The organism is Flavobacterium sp. TC780 (genome assembly GCF_056783245.1).
The window spans coordinates 25,740-45,803 of sequence record NZ_JBXBAV010000009.1; the positions used below are offsets into that span (position 1 = coordinate 25,740).

Here is a 20,064-nt window from a genome sequence, read left to right on the forward strand (position 1 = left end):
GATTTATTTGCTATTAAAAATTGATTTTAGATTATAATCTACATCTTTTAAAAGTTTCCTAATAAAAGAGTTAAATCATTACGCTGCTACCTCGGGTTACTTCTCTAAACTTCAAACTCAATTTTTGAAGCGCTAGTTATAAAATGCCTTGCATTACTATAAAAAATCGGAACGGGTTACGGGTATAAATCTTAAAAACTTAAACTTTACTAAACAGTTTCAGTCTCAGTTTTCAGTGTTGAACTGAAATACTGAGACTGCGACTGAAAATTTTTATTTATTCTTCTAGACGAATATCAAGTCCAAGACCTTTCAATTCGTGCATCAATACATTGAATGATTCTGGTAAACCTGGTTCTGGCATTGACTCTCCCTTAACGATTGCTTCGTAAGTTTTAGCTCTACCAATAACGTCATCAGACTTAACAGTTAAGATTTCACGTAGTGTACTTGACGCTCCATAAGCCTCAAGTGCCCAAACCTCCATCTCTCCAAAACGCTGACCTCCAAATTGAGCTTTACCTCCAAGTGGTTGTTGTGTAATCAACGAGTATGGTCCGATAGAACGTGCGTGCATCTTATCATCTACCATGTGTCCTAATTTCAACATGTAGATTACACCTACAGTTGCTCTTTGGTGGAAACGTTCTCCAGTACCTCCATCATACAAATACGTATGACCGAATCTTGGTATTCCCGCTTCGTCAGTCAATTCGTTGATTTGATCTAAAGTAGCACCATCAAAAATTGGAGTAGCAAATTTTCTACCTAAATTTTGTCCAGCCCAACCTAAAACCGTTTCATAAATCTGACCAATGTTCATACGAGAAGGTACCCCTAGTGGATTCAATACAATATCTACAGGTGTTCCGTCTTCAAGGAAAGGCATATCTTCATGACGAACGATTCTTGCAACAATACCTTTGTTACCGTGACGTCCTGCCATTTTATCCCCTACTTTCAACTTACGTTTTTTAGCAATATAAATTTTTGCTAATTTCAAGATTCCTGCTGGCAATTCATCTCCAACAGTAATAGTGAATTTCTCTCTTCTTAAAGATCCTTGTAAGTCATTCAACTTAATTTTATAGTTATGAATTAAATCATTAACCATTTTATTAGTTGCATCATCTGCAACCCACTGACCTTTACTTAAGTGAGCAAAATCTTCTACTGCGTAAAGCATTTTTTGAGTATATTTTTTACCTTTTGGCAAAACTTCTTCACCCAAATCATTCATTACACCTTGAGATGTTTTTCCGTTAACGATCAAGAATAATTTTTCAACCAATCTGTCTTTTAATTCAACAAATTTAGTTTCAAATTCCATTTCCAAAGCACCTAAAGCATCTTTGTCTTGTGTACGTTTACGTTTATCTTTTACGGCTCTTGCAAATAATTTTTTATCAAGAACTACACCATGTAAAGAAGGAGAGGCTTTTAATGAAGCATCTTTAACATCACCTGCTTTATCTCCGAAGATTGCACGAAGCAATTTCTCTTCTGGAGTAGGATCTGATTCACCTTTTGGAGTAATTTTTCCGATAAGAATGTCGCCAGGTTTAACCTCTGCTCCAATTCTAATCATACCGTTTTCATCTAAATCTTTAGTAGCTTCTTCAGAAACGTTAGGAATATCATTAGTTAACTCTTCGTTACCTAATTTTGTGTCTCTAACTTCTAATGAATAATCATCTACGTGAATTGACGTAAAGATATCATCACGAACTACTTTTTCAGAAATTACAATCGCATCCTCAAAGTTATACCCTTTCCATGGCATGAACGCTACTTTTAGGTTACGACCTAAAGCTAATTCTCCATTTTGTGTAGCATATCCTTCTGATAATACTTGACCAAGTGCTACTCTATCACCTTTCTTAACGATTGGTTTCAAGTTGATACTTGTTCCTTGATTGGTTTTTCTAAATTTAATTAGATTATATGTTTTTTCATCAGACTCAAAACTAACCATTCTTTCTTCTTCAGAACGATCGTATTTAATAGTGATGATGTTTGCATCAACATATTCTACTGTTCCATCACCTTCTGCATTAATCAATACTCTTGAATCAGACGCAACTTGACGCTCTAAACCTGTTCCTACAATAGGGGCTTCAGGGCGAATTAAAGGTACTGCCTGACGCATCATGTTTGATCCCATCAAAGCTCTATTCGCATCATCATGCTCTAAGAAAGGAATCAAAGATGCAGAAATAGAAGCAATTTGATTTGGAGCAACGTCTGTATAATCTACTTGTGTTGGCTCGATTACAGGGAAATCACCTTCCTGACGTGCAATTACGTTTTCAGCGATAATTTTTCCTGTTGCATCCATTTCGATGTTTGCTTGCGCAATCAACATTCCTTCTTCTTCTTCAGCACTTAAATATACTGGAGTAGTGTCAAGATCTACAACACCGTTAGTTACTTTACGGTAAGGAGTCTCAATGAATCCCATTCCGTTAACTTTAGCATAAACACCAAGAGATGAAATCAAACCAATGTTTGGTCCCTCAGGAGTTTCAATTGGACATAAACGTCCGTAATGCGTATAGTGAACGTCACGTACCTCGAAACCAGCTCTTTCTCTCGAAAGTCCACCTGGTCCAAGTGCAGATAATCTTCTTTTGTGCGTAATCTCAGCAAGTGGATTCGTTTGATCCATAAATTGAGACAACTGGTTAGTACCAAAGAAAGAGTTGATAACTGATGATAATGTTTTAGCATTAATCAAATCAATTGGTGTAAACACCTCGTTATCTCTAACGTTCATTCTCTCACGAATAGTTCTAGCCATACGTGCTAAACCAACACCGAATTGTTGAGACAATTGTTCTCCAACTGTTCTAACACGACGGTTTGATAAGTGATCAATATCATCAATCTCAGCTTTAGAGTTGATTAATTCAATTAAATATTTTACAATGGTAATGATATCTTCTTTGGTAAGCACTTGCTTTTCCATTGGGATATCTAGACCAAGTTTTTTGTTCATTCTATAACGACCAACTTCACCTAAGTTATAACGTTGATCAGAGAAGAACAATTTATCTATGATACCACGAGCAGTTTCCTCATCAGGCGGTTCAGCGTTACGCAGCTGACGGTAAATATGCTCAACAGCTTCTTTTTCAGAGTTTGTTGGATCTTTTTGTAATGTATTGTGGATAATAGCATAATCTGCTTGATTATTATCCTCTTTATGTAACAAAATAGATTTAACGTTAGAATCGATGATTTCTTCAACATTATCTTTGTCGATAATAGTATCTCTATCAAGGATGATTTCGTTACGTTCGATAGAAACTACTTCACCAGTATCTTCATCAACGAAATCCTCATGCCATGTATTTAATACACGTGCAGCAAGTCTTCTTCCAATATATTTTTTAATACCTGTTTTAGAAACTTTAATTTCTTCAGCAAGGTCGAAAATTTCAAGGATATCCTTATCTCTTTCGAATCCAATTGCACGGAATAAAGTTGTAACTGGTAATTTTTTCTTTCTATCGATATAAGCATACATTACGCTATTAATATCTGTAGAAAATTCTATCCAAGATCCTTTAAAAGGAATTACTCTGGCAGAATAAAGTTTTGTTCCATTTGCGTGGAATGATTGTCCAAAGAAAACCCCAGGAGAACGGTGTAGTTGAGACACTACTACACGCTCAGCACCATTGATAACAAAAGTACCGCTTGGAGTCATATAAGGAATTGTACCTAGATAAACATCTTGTACAATAGTTTCAAAATCTTCATGTTCTGGATCTGTACAATATAGTTTTAACCTAGCTTTTAAAGGCACACTATAAGTAAGACCTCTCTCTATACATTCTTGAATTGTATAACGTGGTGGATCAACAAAATAATCTAGGAACTCCAATACAAAGTTATTTCTTGTATCTGTGATTGGAAAATTTTCCATGAAGGTGTTGTACAACCCTTCGTTGCCTCTTCGTCAGATTTAGTTTCTAATTGAAAAAAATCTTTAAAAGACTTAACCTGAACATCTAGGAAATCTGGATATACAGGAATATTTTTTGTAGAGGCAAAATTCAATCTTTCAGTCTGATTTGTTATCATCAATGGACAAAATTTTGATTAAAAAAAAGTAATTTTTTGTGTAAAAACACACTGTTTAATCTATACTTTCTTATTATAATCAATACATCTTTAAAAATAAACTAACGAAATTCAGCCTAATTTTTTTCTTCGTATTGATCAAAAACTTTTTCGTATTTTAAACTATTTGATAATAAAACTTGATATATTTTATTATACGAAAAATGGTTTAGGTCATTGAGATAACTCAAGACCTAAACCTAGTTCTAAAACTGAGTTGAATTATTTAAGCTCAACAACAGCTCCAGCTTCTTCTAAAGATTTTTTAAGACCTTCAGCCTCTTCTTTAGAAACACCTTCTTTAACGTTACTTGGAGCACTATCAACTACATCTTTAGCTTCTTTAAGACCTAAACCTGTAAGTTCTTTTACCAATTTAACTACAGCTAATTTAGAAGCACCAGCTTCTTTTAATACAACTGTAAATTCAGTTTGTGCTTCTTCAGCAGCAGCACCATCACCTCCAGCAGCAACTACAACAGCTGCAGCAGCAGGCTCGATACCGTACTCGTCTTTTAATATTGTTGCTAATTCGTTAACTTCTTTAACTGTTAGGTTAACTAATTGTTCTGCGAATTGTTTCAAATCTGCCATTTTTTCTATCGTTTAAAATGATTTGTAAAATATAATTATTTATTGTGCGCTAATTAAGCAGCAAGGAAATAAAATTTCCCGCATTTGTCATTATGCTTCTTCCTCCTCGCTGTTTGCGAATTGGTTTTGTAAAGCAGAGATAACTCTTTGAGCTGGAGATTGAAGTAATCCAATAAGTTCTCCAAGAAGTTCTTCTTTAGATTTGATAGTTGCTAATGCATCTAATTGATCATCTCCAATGTAAACTTCTGAATTAATAAAAGCTCCTTTTAAAATTGGTTTATCAGATTTCTTACGGAAATCTTTGATAATTTTTCCAGGTGCATTTGCAACATCTGAAATAAAGATTGAAGTATTTCCTTTCAATACTGAAGGCAACTCACCATAATTATTTTCAGAAGCTTCCATAGCTTTTGCAAGCAATGTGTTTTTTACAACCTCTAATTTAATACCTGCTTTAAAGCAAGCTCTTCTCAAGTTTGAAGTTGTTTCTGCATTAAGTCCAGAAATATCTGCTACATAAATAATATTTGTACCAGCTAACTGTGCAGTTAAATCTTCAATCGCGATTGATTTTTCTTCTCTAGTCATACTAAAAATTTTTAACTACCAATTATACTGCTTTTGGGTCTAATGCAATAGCAGGACTCATAGTGCTTGTAAGGTGAATACCTTTAATGTAGGTACCTTTAGCAGCAGTTGGTTTAAGTTTTATTAATGTTTGAATAATTTCGTGTGCGTTGTCAACAATTTGCTCAGCTCCAAAAGAAACTTTACCAATTCCTGCGTGAACGATACCAGTTTTATCAACTTTAAAGTCAATTTTACCAGCTTTAACCTCTTGAACAGCTTTTGCAACATCCATAGTTACAGTACCTGTTTTAGGGTTTGGCATTAAACCTCTAGGTCCTAAAATACGACCTAATGGACCTAATTTACCCATTACAGCTGGCATAGTGATGATTACATCAACATCTGTCCAACCATCTTTTATTTTTTGTAAATAATCATCAAGACCTACATAGTCTGCTCCAGCTTCTTTAGCTTCTGCTTCTTTATCTGGAGTAACCAATGCTAATACTTTTACATCTTTACCTGTTCCGTGAGGTAATGTTACTACACCTCTAACCATTTGATTTGCTTTTCTTGGATCTACACCCAAACGAACTGCGATATCAACAGACTCATCAAATTTTGCAGAAGCAACTACTTTTAATAATGCCGCAGCATCTTTAAGAGAATATAGTTTGTTCTTTTCAATTTTTGAAGCAGCCTCTTTTTGCTTTTTTGTCAATTTTGCCATGTCTTTCTCTTAATTAAAAAGGAGAATCTCCTGATACAGTTATACCCATAGATCTAGCTGTTCCAGCGACCATACTCATTGCAGACTCCATAGTGAATGCATTTAAGTCTGGCATCTTGTCTTCAGCAATAGCTCTAATTTGTTCCCAAGTAACACTAGCTACTTTTTTACGATTAGGCTCACCTGAACCAGATTTTAGCTTTGCAGCTTCCATTAACTGAACTGCTGCTGGAGGAGTTTTTACAACAAAATCAAATGATTTGTCTTTATACACAGTAATTTGTACTGGGCATATTTTGCCAGGTTTATCTTGTGTTCTAGCATTAAATTGCTTACAGAACTCCATGATATTAACCCCAGCAGCTCCTAAAGCAGGTCCAACCGGTGGCGACGGATTCGCAGCACCTCCCTTAACTTGTAGTTTAACTACCTTACTAATTTCTTTAGCCATTTTTTAAAAAATTTAACACTGCAATTATTGGAAGCAATTGTAGTGGTTATTATAGATGTAACAAAAATTATACTTTTTCTACTTGCATAAAGCTTAACTCCAATGGTGTTTTTCTTCCGAAAATCTTAACCATTACTTCTAGCTTACGCTTTTCTTCATTGATTTTTTCAACTGTTCCATTGAATCCGTTGAAAGGTCCATCAATTACCTTAATTGTTTCTCCTAAGTTAAAAGGAATTGAACGTGTATCTGTGTTAACAGCCAGTTCATCAACCTTACCTAGCATTCTATTTACCTCTGATAATCTAAGCGGAACAGGCTCACCACCTTTAATTTCGCCTAAAAAACCAATTACACTAGTTATCGATTTAATAATATGAGGTATTTCACCAACTAAATTGGCTTCGATCATAACATACCCAGGAAAATACACTTTATCCTTAGCTATTTTTTTACCCTCTTTCACAGTTACCACTTTTTCAGTAGGAACTAAAACTTGGGAAACATAATCACCCATACCTAATCTGGCAATTTCAGTTTCGATGTAAGCTTTGACTTTATTCTCTTGTCCACTTACTGCTCGAACCACATACCACTTTTTCACATTATTATCTGCCATTACAAAAAAATTACGCTTTTATCCAGTTAAAAAATCCAGCCAATGCTTTTGCAAAAAATTCATCTACTCCCCAAGTTGCCAAAGCGAATAATACTGAAAATACAGCTACTACAATCGTCAATCGTTGCACTTCTGCCCATGCTGGCCAAGTTACATTTGACTTCAATTCCTCGAATGCTTCTGATATGTAATTAACAACTTTTGTCATGAGATATATTTATTATTGCACGGGCGGAGGGATTCGAACCCCCATCAACGGTTTTGGAGACCGCTATTCTACCCTTGAACTACGCCCGTAATTAAAGCCAGTGATCTCAGTTAAGAAAACCAACTGGCTTTTATTGTTTTATTTTTATAGGATTATCCTACGATTTCAGTTACCTGACCTGCTCCTACTGTTCTACCACCTTCACGGATAGCGAAACGTAAACCTACGCTCATTGCGATTGGGCTTAATAAAGAAACATTAATAGTCAAGTTGTCTCCTGGCATTACCATCTCTACACCTTCTGGTAAAGTAATAACTCCTGTTACGTCAGTTGTACGTACGTAGAACTGTGGACGGTAGTATTATTATGGAATGGAGTATGACGTCCACCTTCTTCTTTTTTCAAGATATAAACCTCTGCTTTGAAAGTAGCGTGTGGTTTTACTGATCCTGGCTTAATGATAACCATTCCTCTTTTGATAGATTCTTTATCAACACCTCTTAACAATAAACCTACGTTATCTCCAGCTTCACCTCTATCAAGGATTTTACGGAACATCTCAACTCCTGTAATAGTAGAAGTTAATTTATCAGCTCCCATACCAATGATTTCAACTGGATCTCCTGTATTAGCAATACCAGTTTCGATACGACCTGTAGCAACAGTTCCACGTCCTGTAATTGTAAATACATCTTCAACCGGCATCAAGAATGGTTTAGCAACGTCACGTACTGGCTCTTCGATCCAAGCATCAACAGCTTCCATTAATTCAATAATTTTAGGAACCCAAGCAGGATCATTATTCAATCCTCCTAAAGCTGAACCTTGAACAACAGGACCATTATCTCCATCATACTCGTAGAAAGATAACAAGTCTCTGATTTCCATCTCAACAAGCTCTAACAACTCAGCATCATCAACCATATCCACTTTGTTCATAAAAACAACGATTCTTGGAATACCAACTTGACGTCCTAAAAGGATGTGCTCACGTGTTTGTGGCATTGGACCATCTGTAGCAGCAACTACTAAGATAGCTCCATCCATTTGAGCTGCTCCAGTAACCATGTTCTTTACGTAATCCGCGTGACCTGGACAGTCAACGTGAGCGTAATGACGATTAGCTGTTTCATACTCTACGTGTGAAGTATTAATTGTAATACCTCTTTCTTTCTCCTCTGGAGCGTTATCGATTTGATCAAACGATTTAGCTTGACAGTAACCTGCATCTGACAATACTTTAGTAATTGCAGCAGTTAATGTAGTTTTTCCGTGATCCACGTGTCCAATTGTACCTATGTTTAAGTGCGGTTTGGAACGATTAAAATTCTCCTTTGCCATTTTACTTAATTTTTAATCTTAGTTATATATTAATTTTCAATTTCCTACTTACTTGAGCCAATGTCGGGAATTGAACCCGAGACCTCTTCCTTACCAAGGAAGCACTCTACCCCTGAGCTACACCGGCAGAGAATTCTAAATTTCAGATTTCAAAACTCAGCTTCTAGATTTCAAAACCCAAAAACCACAATTTTAATTTCCTCTTTTGTGGGGAGAGCAGGATTCGAACCTGCGAAGTTCTCACAGCAGATTTACAGTCTGCCCTCGTTGGCCGCTTGAGTATCTCCCCATTTTTTTTATCAATAATTACATGAACAATTTCAAATCGCATTTGAATTATTTTGAGCCGGCGGAGGGACTCGAACCCACGACCTGCTGATTACAAATCAGCTGCTCTAGCCAACTGAGCTACGCTGGCAATTTCAATAAAAAAGTCCGCTATTTCTAACGGACTGCAAATGTAGCTATTTTATCTTTGAATCAAAACATTTTTTAAAAAAAAATTACATTAAATATGTGTTCTTATTTTTTCTTTCCTCTTAACCAACAACCTTTCCAAGGACTCTGCCGAAAGCTCAACCGCCTCCTCAAAGGTTTTACACTGTTTTTTTACCAAAAAATCATCCCCAGGAACATTAATCTTTATCTCGGCAATTTTGTTTTCCTTGTCACTAGTTTTTTCAACTTTTAAAAAAACATCTACTGATACCACCCTGTCATAATACTTTTCCAACTTATCCATTCTTTCCTGAACGAAATCTACCAACTTTCTGTCAACAGTAAAGTTAACCGCATTAATACTTACCTTCATAATAGTTATTTTAGAATTAAACATTTTAGAATTATTTTTTATTCCTAGGATGCGCATCTACATATACTTTTTTTAAGAGCTGCTAAGCTACTATGCGTATACACCTGAGTGGATGCCAAACTTGAATGTCCCAATAATTCTTTTACTGAATTTAAATCAGCCCCGTTATTTAATAAATGAGTCGCAAATGTATGTCGGAGGACATGAGGACTTTTTTTTACCTTTTCAGAGACTTTACTAAAGTATGAATTTATTAATCGATACACAAAGGTTTCATTCAATTTTAACCCTTTTTTAGTAATAAAAAAATATTCTTGATCAACTATATTCTCAATACTTTTACGCTCTTCTACATACAACAAAAACTGCCTAACAATAACCGGCAAAACAGGAATTATACGCTCTTTATTACGTTTCCCTAATACTTTAATCGTATTAGCAGACGAATCAACATTAACCACAAGCAAACCTATCAACTCCGCCCTTCGAATACCTGTCGTATACAACAAATCAATTATCAATTTATTCCTAATCCCTTCAAACCCCTCAGAATCCCCCATCTGATTTATCAAATCTATCAATTCCTTCTCCGAAAACGGAACCTGCACCACCTTAGGAGTCTTCAAAGCCTTATGCTTCTGCATTGGACTAACCTCTATTTGCTTTGTCTTTAACAAAAACCTATAAAATGCTTTTAAAGACGCCATCTTACGATTAACGGAAACATTTGATACATTAGCATCCACAAGCGAAACCACCCACGATCTAATCTGACTATAATTCACCTGATCAATATTTTCCTGATCGAAATGCAATTTATTAAATGACTCAAAAGAAACCACGTCATTCATATAAGCACCCAGAGTATGCGAAGAATACTTTTTCTCCAACTTAAGATATTCCTGAATGCCTCTTTATTTGTTTTCACTTTTACTCTCTATTTACTTCTCTAAAGAATACCACACCACCCCTTCTTTTCAACACTAAACTCAAAATCGTTCGATTTACAAAATAAAAAACCGTTAGCATCAAAGTTATAAAAATTTGATGACTAACGGCATTTATTTGAATTATAGATTTTACCTAACTCTCCAAGTTGTCTTTCATGTTTTGAATGTAAGCAGCTTTTTGAATTTTGATTCTATTTTTTACAGATGGCTTAATAAAAGCAGTACGTGCTCTTAACTGACGAACAGTTCCTGTTTTATCAAATTTTCTTTTATAGCGCTTTAATGCTCTATCGATATTTTCTCCGTCTTTAATTGGTATAATTAACATAATATTGACACCCCCTTTCGTTAAGTGTGCAAAAGTAAACATTATTTCCAATTATGAGTTATAAATTATGAATTATTTTTTTCCTAATGGAATACCTATTACTGAGATAAACTAACATAAATCTTTTTCGCTAATCAATACTCGACTTAACAACATTATAAGATTGCGTGAAGGATTGAAGCAAAAATCCTTTTTTGTTCTTTTTTAAGAACAAAATAATCACTTCACTTAACATTTATTTTAATTGGAGTTCAATAAGCTTCGTTTGCAACAGAAAGCCCATCCATAAAAAAAAAAGAAGCCAATCAACACGAACTGAATGGCTTCTTTTTTTTATGGATACCCTCATCATACAACTAGTCTTTTAAGATGTTCCTTGAAATAACTACTTTTTGAATTTCGGTAGTCCCTTCACCTATAGTACACAACTTAGAATCTCTATAGAATTTCTCTACTGGAAAATCTTTTGTATATCCGTATCCTCCATGAATTTGAACCGCTTCATTCGCCACTTTCACACACACCTCTGAAGCATACATTTTAGCCATTGCCCCCATTGTGGTTACTGGCTTATGTTGTTGCTTTAAAAATGCTGCTTTATGCAATAATAATTCTGAAGCCTCAATTTCTGTTGCCATATCTGCCAACTTAAACGAAATCCCCTGAAAAATTACTGATTGGCTGTCCGAATTGATATCTTTCTTTGGAGTATTTTAATGCTGCCTCATAAGCTCCCTTAGCTATTCCAAGAGACAGAGCTCCTATAGAGATTCGCCCTCCGTCGAATATCTTCATAGACTGTATAAACCCCTCCCTACATTTCCTAAACGATTTGCATCGGGAATTCGGCAATTATCAAAAACCAATTCGGCTGTTTCACTAGCACGCATTCCTAATTTATTCTCTTTTTTTCCTGATGTAAACCCAGGCATTCCTTTTCAAACACAAAAGCTGTCATTCCTCTCGAGTCTCCTTTTTCTCCTGTGCGTACAATTACTACTGCAACATCACCAGATTTAGCATGTGTAATAAAGTTCTTCGCTCCATTTACAATCCAATGGTCTCCATCTTTTACTGCTGTTGTATTCATTCCCCCTGCATCGGATCCAGTATTATTTTGTTAACCCCCATGCACCAATATGCTCTGCCGTTGCTAATTTAGGAAGCCATTTTTTCTTTTGCTCCTCATTACCAAAAGTTAAAATATGATTTGTACATAATGAATTATGAGCCGCAACAGACAACCCAATTGAAGGATCAACTTTTGAAATCTCTTCGATAATGGTTATATATTCATGATAACCTAGTCCTGATCCTCCATATTCTTCTGGAACCAAAACTCCCATAAAACCCATTGCTCCTAATTCTTTGAACAATGGAATTGGAAATGTTTGTGCTTCATCCCACTCCATTATATGGGGACGGATATTTTTTTCAGCAAATTCTTTTATGGACTGAGCAATCATTGATTGCGTTTCGTTATAATCAAAATTCATTAGTATATTTTTAGAACTCCAAATATAAACGAATTATTTTTGCTTTTTCAACAGGAAAGCCCTTAATTTTTATCAAATCCTCAATATTGTTTATATTTCCGTTCATACTTCGATAGGTGACGATTTGTTTTGCCAGTGTATATCGGAAATAAGGAAAACTTGAAAGCTCTTTTAAAGAAGCATCATTTATAGCTATTCTTTTAAAAGAAGTAAGCTCAGAAATTTTAAAATGATCATTTAAATTCAAAATAACTTCAGGCGAAAGTCCCCAAATATCTTTAAGCTGTTCCATCGAAACAAAATACCCTAAACTTTCTTTCTGTTTTAAAATCCGTAAAGAAAGAGTCTCTCCTATTCCCGAAACTTTAATTAAATCTTCTTGCGTTGCCTGATTGAGGTCTATTAGTATATTTTTCTCTTTTTTAATGTGTATCTTCTTATTTGGATATTTTTCATACTCCTTCATCTCCTTCTTATTAGCTGTCCAATCAGGAAATTTAAAATACGGAATCATAGTACTCAACAAAGAGTCTGAAATTTTTGTCACATCCTGAAACTCTTTGGGAGAACTGACATATTTATTCTGTTTTCTAAAAACTAACAATCGATCAATTTGCTCGACTGTCATACCTAGCTTGTATCCTTTATAATCAGTAATAAAATTGGGATTAAATAAATATTTTTTCTCTTCTTTATTTTCATTATCATTTTTAATTGAATCTATTTCTCTCTGTAAAGACATCCATTTTTCTTTGTCTGGAAAAAATTGTGATGGTGAACTAAAATCAACAAAAAAATAAACCAACTGTAAAACAATAATTATTGCAAAAAGCAAAAAAATACCAATTCTTTGTTCTGGACTAAATTTAAAGTAAGGAGCGATTTTTCTAAAATTCATCTTTGACAGAAACTTAATTTAATTTTGAATTGTAAATTAAGTCAAAAAAACATAAATTTAACAAGTTTTAACTTAAAATAAACAATATAAATAAAAGATATCATCAAGTTAAAAAGCAAGGCAAACCAACAATTCTTCATAAAATTAATTATTTTACAACTTAAAATGCACTAATTGTTTTTATTTTTTATAAAAAAGAATACATTTGAAGCTTAATAACAATTAACCAAAATAATATATGTCAATTTGGAAAACTAAACCACTATCGGTATTGCTTAATGAAGCTTCCGAATCTGAAAGAGGCTTAAAAAGAACTTTATCTTCCCGCTCTTTAGTAGCTCTAGGAGTAGGTGCAATTATTGGAGCCGGATTATTTTCATTAACTGGAATTGCCGCTGCCGAGCATGCTGGGCCAGCAGTTACATTGTCCTTTATTCTAGCGGCTATAGGGTGCGCTTTTGCAGGTCTATGCTATGCAGAATTTGCTTCGATGATACCTGTTGCTGGTAGTGCTTATACATACTCCTATGCAACAATGGGTGAATTTATGGCTTGGATAATTGGATGGGATTTAGTTTTAGAATATGCATTAGGAGCAGCGACGGTTGGCGTAAGTTGGTCTCGGTATTTACTCGAATTACTTAACAAATACAATATACATCTACCGCACAATTTAATTTGTTCTCCCTGGGAGACATTAAAACTAAGCGACGGAACTATTATCGAAGGAGGTATTATCAATCTTCCTGCTATTATCATTGTTTCATTACTTTCTTTATTATTAATAAGAGGTACTAAAGAATCTGCATCTATAAACAACTTTTTAGTTGTTCTAAAAGTTGCTGTTGTAATTGTTTTCATCGTATTAGGATGGAGTTTTATTGACACTGCAAACTACACTCCATATATCCCTAAAAACACAGGTGTTTTTGGCGAATTTGGCTGGTCTGGGATTGCTGCTGGAGCGGGGACTGTGTTTTTTGCCTTCATTGGTTTTGATGCTGTTTCTACTGCTGCACAGGAAGCAAAAAATCCACAAAAAGGAATGCCTATTGGTATTTTAGGCTCTTTAATAATCTGTACTATATTATATGTTTTATTTGCTCACGTAATGACTGGCCTTGTACCTTATTATGAATTTGCTGGTGATGCAAAACCTGCCGCAACTGCTTTTGCAAAAACTGGATATTCGTTTTTACAAACTGGTTTAATCGTTGCGATTCTGACTGGTTATACATCAGTAATACTAGTAATGCTAATGGGACAAAGCCGTGTATTTTATACTATGAGTAAAGATGGATTACTACCTAAGTTCTTTAGTGAAATTCATTCAAAATATCGTACTCCTTGGAAAACTAATGTCTTCTTTTTGGTATTTGTGAGTCTTTTCGCTGGATTTGTTCCTGTAAGTGATTTAGGTCACATGGTTAGTATTGGTACCTTATTAGCGTTTGTATTAGTATGTATTGGTGTTATGGTAATGCGTAAAAAAATGCCAGATGCTCCAAGATCTTTTAGAACTCCATTAGTTCCTTTTGTTCCTATTGCTGGTATCATAATTTGTTTAGCACTGATGTACTCTTTGCCTAACGAAAGCTGGGTAAGATTGGTAATTTGGATGGCACTAGGTGTTGTCATTTACTTTACTTACGGTAAGAAAAACAGTAAATTAAACAATCCTGATAAATAAAAATAAGAATACTAAAAAAGGGATTACAAAGCTTTGTTGCTTTGTAATCCCTTTTTTTATGAAGTAAAATGAGTTACAAATCGAAAACAGAAGTCCTCTTTGCACGAACCAAATCTTTTAATCTAATCCAGAATGCTAATGTTAAATAGACTCCGAACCAAAGTCCAGCCGTAACAAAAGATATATATATAAAGAATAAACGAACGCTTGTTACGCGCATTCCTAATCTATCGGCTAACCTAGAAGAAACGTGAAAACCGTATTTTTCAAAAAAGAATTTAAGTTTGATAATTGCTGACATATATACTTCAAATAATAGACAAAAATACAAAATTTACCCATCATCTGATTCCTTAATTTTGTTTTCTCTAATTCCCCTTTAGCAATTCCAATCCAACAACACAATCAAGACACCTATTTTTATTACAATATTCATTTTTTAATTGCAGTAAAGATTGTGTTTCTAAAGCATTAACTGCGTTAACATCGAATGCTTTAAACTTATCAATAACGGCATTTTTTTCAGGTTTAATTTCATTTAAAATAACAATTAAATCTTCTAAAATAAATTCACCTAGTTTTTTAGTATAGGCAAACTTTATTGGAATAATTGTATTAATAATAAGTAAATCAACAAAAGAGCGAACCGTTTTCTTTGATTTAAAAGGACTTTCTTTATCAAACAGATAGTGATTTTGCCAATATGGAGCTACTGGAACCAATAACAAATCATAAATTTCCTGAACTGTCTTTAAATTTATAATCTTTGAAAATAAATTTTGGTATTTATGATACAAATTAGCCAATTGAGAAAGGCGGATTGTCGGAAAATTGTCAGGACGATGCTTAAAAAACTGCATGGGTTCAACATGTACTCTCTCTAGTTGATATTTATGCAATAGATAAAAATATCTAATTTTTAAATCTTTAAAATAATTATCTTCTTTATCAGCATCTAATAATCCAGCATTACCAAAAAGTAAAGCTTCTAAATTTTCAACTTCAAAACTTTCTTTTCTAATTATAGTAAACGGTATTGATTGGGCTAATTGTAAAAAAGAATCTCCATTGGTGTTTAAGCCAAAGTTTTTAGCCAAGAAGCAAAATAAAACTGCTTCCCAATCATTATTTGTTTTCTCCAATAGATCATAAACAGCCTTCGATTTACGCTCTAATCGCTCAAAAAACAAGCGCTCTTGCCAATTTAGAAATGAAAATCTATTAATATCTTTAATTTCTTTTTCACAAAAAATCCAAGATTTAGGAGTTATTAACGTTTTATAATTTTTAATGATTTCTTCTGAAACATAATTTTTTAAAATCAAAACGGGTATCTCAGAGTTATTTTGATTGAATATTTCACTATCATGCTCCCAAACAACATGTAAAATTACACTCTCATATGCTTTATCATTTTCGTGATTATGCAAATACCAATCAGAAGATTTTAAATGAACCTCAATGTTTCCGGCCCATTTTTGATTTCCAATTATTATTTGCGCATTAAAAAAATCTGGTCCAGCCAATTCTAGATACTGGCCAACATTAATAATTATAAGCTCTTCATTATTAAACGTTCTTAGATTTAAAGTATCGAACTTTTTATATTTCCATAGGTAATGTAGAAAATCTTCTTTCATTATTTAGTCTTTTAAAGATTGACTAAAGTAATTCAAAAAAACTTAAAACATAAGAAAATTACCTCAATAAATATAATTTAGCACAAGCTCGTGCATCTGACAAGGCTTCGTGATGATTAAGTTGAATATTCATTTCACGGCAACAATCACTCAACTTAGTTGGCTTTAGTCCTTTTGCCTTATAGATTTTAACTGTACACTCCCAACGTGAAGCAATATTTAAATCTTCATAATCTAAACCATGTAATGCCATTGATTTCGCTAAGACATTACGATCAAAACTTTCGTTATGAGCAACAACAATTCTATTTTCTAGGCGCTTTTTTATTTCTGGAAATACTTGAGTAAATGTTTTAGCATTTATTGTGTCTCGAGGATAAATACCATGAACTTTTATTGTAAATGGCGAGTATTCATTATTAGGCGGCTTAATTAATGCAACAAACTCATCAATGATTACTCCATTTTCTACCGTAACAATACCCACTGAGCAAGGGTGATATCCTGTAGCAGTTTCAAAATCTATAGCTGTAAAAGTCATTTTTAGTATTTTTTTATAAGCCAAAAATGCCACAAATTCAGCAAACTTTCTTGCTTGATTTGTGGCTATTTAATATGCTATGAACTATTGCTCTATTGTTTTATTTTATTGAACCAATAATATTGTATTTGGTAATAATATGATGCCTTCCGTTTCCTAGCTCTACAAGGACAGCATCATTTTCTTTTGTGAAAAGTTTAGAAACTTCTTCAATCGGCGTTCCTAATTTCACAATAGGAAAAGGTTTTCCCATTACTTCTTTAATCGGTTTTTCGGCTACATTTTTATCTGCTACGTAACTTCTAAATAAATCAGTTTCATCAACTGAACCTACAAAGCCTGTAATATCTACTACTGGAATTTGAGATATTTTATATTTACGCATTCTTTCAATAGCGTGTGAAACTAATTCTTCTGTACGTACAACGATTAATTGCTTGTCGATATGATCTTTTATAACATCTTCTGCTTTAGTAATGTTCTCTTCAAGAAAACCTCTCTCACGCATCCAATCGTCATTAAACATTTTACCCACATAACGGCTTCCAGAATCATGAAAAAGAACAACCACGACATCATCTTTTGTGAAATGCTCTTTTAGTTGCAACAATCCTTTTATACAAGCTCCTGCTGAGTTACCCACAAAAATCCCTTCTTCAAGTGCAATTTTTCTAGTATAAACAGCTGCATCTTTGTCTGTTACTTTTGTAAATCCATCTATTAATGAAAAATCAACATTTTTTGGTAAAATGTCTTCTCCAATTCCTTCAGTTATATATGAATAAATTTCGTTCTCATCAAAAATACCTGTTTCGTGGTACTTTTTAAAAACTGATCCATAAGTATCTATTCCCCAGATTTTAATATTAGGGTTTTTCTCTTTTAAGTATTTTGCAACTCCTGATATTGTTCCTCCTGTACCTACTCCAACTACAAAATGCGTTATTTTACCAGCTGTTTGTCCCCAAATTTCAGGTCCAGTTTGCTCATAATGCGCTAATGCATTTGATGGATTATCATATTGATTTACATACCACGAATTTGGAGTTTCCTCTGCCAATCGTTTCGATACTGAATAGTACGAACGAGGATCTGTCGGCTCTACATCTGTTGGGCAAACCACAACTTTTGCACCTACTGCACGCAAGATGTCCATTTTTTCTTTTGATTGCTTATCCGAAATTACACAAATAAGCTTGTATCCTTTTATAATTGCAACTAGTGCCAATCCCATTCCTGTATTACCTGAAGTTCCCTCGATAATGGTTCCTCCTGGTTTTAAACGTCCATCGGCTTCGGCATCTTCAACCATTTTTACTGCCATTCTATCCTTAACCGAATTTCCTGGATTAAAAGTTTCTACTTTGGCTAAAACCAAAGCATCTATTTCAGTAACGATTTTATTAAGTTTTACTAAAGGCGTGTTACCGATTGTTTCTAAAATATTTTTTGAGTAATTCATTTTATTAAGTTTGGAAATTATACAATCTGATTCCCATTATTATTAATTATTTTTATTGGAAGAAATTCCAAGTTAAACCAAAACGGATGGCTAAATCACGGTATGGAGTATTAGGTGCTGAATAGAAGTTATTACCTGAAAACGACGAATTGAAATGCTCAACTTTAAAAAAGATTCTCGTTTGTCTGATTCTTGCATTTATAAAAAAATCTAAGTTCGGGTAATTTCCTATTTCTTTCTTATTCTGAACAAAAAACTCACCAATTACAGGATTATAATCATTCCCATAATAACTAGTGAAATAATTAAACACAATTCCTGTTTGAAAAAAAAGTGCTTTTTTAAATAAATAATTAGTGTAATACAGCGTATTTCTTGTTACGATTTCTGGCACATTTAATATAGCATCTCCCTGATCTACTTTTTGATATAAAACTGTATTATCCAATGCAAAACGTCCGAATTTAAATTCTTTACTGGCTTTTACTTCTAAGTAGTTGATTGTACCATCGTATTGTGCTGGCTTTATAATTTGGGTACCTGCATTAGTTTGTGCAATTGTTGATTCATCTTTAAAATACATATGATCATTCAACACAGAATACTGAAAGGACATATTAACCCATGGTGTCGTTGCACTAGCACTTAAAGAATTGATTTTTTCATTCTTAAATTTATTAGACCAATTGTATTCTATATAACTACTCTGATATAAATTAAAGTTATTATTTGGCAACTTATTTATGTTTTGGTATTCAAATGAAAGTTTAATTTTATCACTAAAATCATGTTTAAGCTTTGCTTCTAAGTTAGAAAGCGATTGATTTGTTATTGATCTTGAATATAAAAATCTTCCATTCCATTTGTTTTTTTGATATTCATATTGACCTCCAAAACTATTAATATCCTGACTTAATGAACTAGGAATAATTACCCCATCATCAAAAATCAAAACTCTGCCATAGTATGAATTACTTCTAAAATCATCTATAAAAAATTGAAACTTTCCTAACAATATGTTTTCATAAGCTATTCCTGCCTTATTATACATTTTATTATAATGCGACTGGTCATTAATATTACTTGTTACGTACGAATCTCCAAATCGAAGAATATTTCTTGTACCAACTGTTGATAAAACTGTTGGTTGGTAGTATTCAAAAAATTTATTTTCGTAATTAAATTGATGCGTTACATACAAATTATTGTTTCCCTGTGTTTCATTTATCCTATATGCATGATCAAAAAACAATCTTTTCCCTTTTAAGAATGATTCCGCATCAGTAAGATACACTTCTAGCCTCTGTCGGTTTTTAAAATCTGGATTACCACTTTCAAAATCATTAGTTCTTGTTATCCCTCCGTTTTCTTCATTAGAGATATCTTGATAAGTATAGTGTGCATTAATATAGTACTGTCCCTTTTTAGTACTATAACTTGCTGTTAATTTAAAATTTCCTGTGCTCGACAATTGATTTATATAATTTCCTTCTGAACGCAATCCCTTATATTCTGCAGAGACATTAAATCTAGGTGCTGCCTCCCTAACAACAGGAGCATGTATTAACCTTAGCAATACGTAACTGAACAAGTAGATGTAATT

16 protein-coding genes, 4 tRNA genes and 3 pseudogenes are annotated in these 20,064 nt (G+C 33.6%); 1 reads left to right on the top strand and 22 read right to left on the bottom strand.

Annotated elements, in window-relative coordinates; translation table 11 throughout:
* Positions 1-277: 277 nt before the first annotated feature.
* From rpoB to AC1RYN_RS00905, 17 genes and pseudogenes are all read right to left on the bottom strand, one after another.
* Positions 278-4,089 (bottom strand): annotated as a pseudogene (gene rpoB, locus AC1RYN_RS00825) (DNA-directed RNA polymerase subunit beta).
* Positions 4,090-4,350: 261 nt separating this feature from the next.
* Positions 4,351-4,722 (bottom strand): 50S ribosomal protein L7/L12, encoded by a 372-nt coding sequence (gene rplL / locus AC1RYN_RS00830; RefSeq protein ID WP_481805449.1) that lies wholly within the window; start codon positions 4,720-4,722, stop codon positions 4,351-4,353.
* Positions 4,723-4,812: 90 nt separating this feature from the next.
* The gene (gene rplJ / locus AC1RYN_RS00835; RefSeq protein WP_481805450.1) at positions 4,813-5,313 is read right to left on the bottom strand and encodes a 50S ribosomal protein L10; all 501 of its coding nucleotides are present in this window, start codon (positions 5,311-5,313) and stop codon (positions 4,813-4,815) included.
* A gap of 22 nt (positions 5,314-5,335) precedes the next feature.
* On the bottom strand, positions 5,336-6,025 hold the full coding sequence (gene rplA, locus AC1RYN_RS00840; RefSeq protein WP_035619180.1) for a 50S ribosomal protein L1: 690 nt from the start codon (positions 6,023-6,025) through the stop codon (positions 5,336-5,338).
* A 13-nt stretch (positions 6,026-6,038) separates the two neighbouring features.
* Positions 6,039-6,476 (bottom strand): 50S ribosomal protein L11, encoded by a 438-nt coding sequence (gene rplK, locus AC1RYN_RS00845; protein ID WP_035619182.1) that lies wholly within the window; start codon positions 6,474-6,476, stop codon positions 6,039-6,041.
* Between the two features lie 67 nt (positions 6,477-6,543).
* A complete protein-coding gene (gene nusG, locus AC1RYN_RS00850) occupies positions 6,544-7,095 on the bottom strand; it encodes a transcription termination/antitermination protein NusG (RefSeq protein ID WP_039111377.1) in 552 nt (183 codons plus the stop codon).
* A 10-nt stretch (positions 7,096-7,105) separates the two neighbouring features.
* Positions 7,106-7,303, bottom strand: coding sequence for a preprotein translocase subunit SecE (gene secE, locus AC1RYN_RS00855; RefSeq protein WP_035619188.1), 198 nt, complete (start codon positions 7,301-7,303; stop codon positions 7,106-7,108).
* A gap of 18 nt (positions 7,304-7,321) precedes the next feature.
* Positions 7,322-7,392 (bottom strand) — tRNA-Trp (locus tag AC1RYN_RS00860).
* Positions 7,393-7,455: 63 nt separating this feature from the next.
* A pseudogene (tuf, locus tag AC1RYN_RS00865) lies at positions 7,456-8,645 on the bottom strand (elongation factor Tu).
* 55 nt (positions 8,646-8,700) lie between these two features.
* A tRNA-Thr gene (locus AC1RYN_RS00870) sits at positions 8,701-8,772 on the bottom strand.
* Between the two features lie 81 nt (positions 8,773-8,853).
* Positions 8,854-8,934: transfer RNA gene (locus AC1RYN_RS00875), tRNA-Tyr, on the bottom strand.
* 55 nt (positions 8,935-8,989) lie between these two features.
* Positions 8,990-9,063 (bottom strand) — tRNA-Thr (locus tag AC1RYN_RS00880).
* 90 nt (positions 9,064-9,153) lie between these two features.
* A complete protein-coding gene (hpf, locus tag AC1RYN_RS00885; protein WP_481805451.1) occupies positions 9,154-9,456 on the bottom strand; it encodes a ribosome hibernation-promoting factor, HPF/YfiA family in 303 nt (100 codons plus the stop codon).
* 44 nt (positions 9,457-9,500) lie between these two features.
* A complete protein-coding gene (locus tag AC1RYN_RS00890; RefSeq protein ID WP_481805452.1) occupies positions 9,501-10,346 on the bottom strand; it encodes a tyrosine-type recombinase/integrase in 846 nt (281 codons plus the stop codon).
* A gap of 193 nt (positions 10,347-10,539) precedes the next feature.
* Positions 10,540-10,734: a 30S ribosomal protein S21 gene (gene rpsU / locus AC1RYN_RS00895; protein WP_039111382.1), complete on the bottom strand. Its 195-nt coding sequence runs from the start codon at positions 10,732-10,734 to the stop codon at positions 10,540-10,542.
* 356 nt (positions 10,735-11,090) lie between these two features.
* Positions 11,091-12,230 (bottom strand): annotated as a pseudogene (locus tag AC1RYN_RS00900) (acyl-CoA dehydrogenase family protein).
* A 10-nt stretch (positions 12,231-12,240) separates the two neighbouring features.
* Positions 12,241-13,128 carry a ComEA family DNA-binding protein gene (locus AC1RYN_RS00905; protein WP_481805453.1) on the bottom strand — a complete coding sequence of 296 codons (888 nt, stop codon included), beginning with the start codon at positions 13,126-13,128 and terminating at the stop codon, positions 12,241-12,243.
* A 238-nt stretch (positions 13,129-13,366) separates the two neighbouring features.
* Here AC1RYN_RS00905 and AC1RYN_RS00910 point away from each other — a divergent pair, with 238 nt between their 5' ends.
* Positions 13,367-14,818, top strand: a complete 1,452-nt coding sequence (locus AC1RYN_RS00910; protein ID WP_481805454.1) for an amino acid permease — start codon at positions 13,367-13,369, stop codon at positions 14,816-14,818.
* Between the two features lie 73 nt (positions 14,819-14,891).
* Here the strand turns inward: AC1RYN_RS00910 and AC1RYN_RS00915 are convergent, their stop codons facing one another.
* From AC1RYN_RS00915 to AC1RYN_RS00935, 5 genes are all read right to left on the bottom strand, one after another.
* A complete protein-coding gene (locus tag AC1RYN_RS00915; RefSeq protein ID WP_129537458.1) occupies positions 14,892-15,119 on the bottom strand; it encodes a PspC domain-containing protein in 228 nt (75 codons plus the stop codon).
* A gap of 67 nt (positions 15,120-15,186) precedes the next feature.
* Positions 15,187-16,458 carry a DUF2851 family protein gene (locus AC1RYN_RS00920; RefSeq protein ID WP_481805455.1) on the bottom strand — a complete coding sequence of 424 codons (1,272 nt, stop codon included), beginning with the start codon at positions 16,456-16,458 and terminating at the stop codon, positions 15,187-15,189.
* 58 nt (positions 16,459-16,516) lie between these two features.
* The gene (locus AC1RYN_RS00925; protein WP_481805458.1) at positions 16,517-16,999 is read right to left on the bottom strand and encodes a 3'-5' exonuclease; all 483 of its coding nucleotides are present in this window, start codon (positions 16,997-16,999) and stop codon (positions 16,517-16,519) included.
* 100 nt (positions 17,000-17,099) lie between these two features.
* Complete coding sequence (locus AC1RYN_RS00930; protein WP_481805456.1) at positions 17,100-18,461, bottom strand: pyridoxal-phosphate dependent enzyme; 1,362 nt, start codon at positions 18,459-18,461, stop codon at positions 17,100-17,102.
* Between the two features lie 52 nt (positions 18,462-18,513).
* The coding region (locus AC1RYN_RS00935; RefSeq protein ID WP_481805457.1) for a putative porin at positions 18,514-20,064 on the bottom strand (1,551 nt) is incomplete at its 5' end.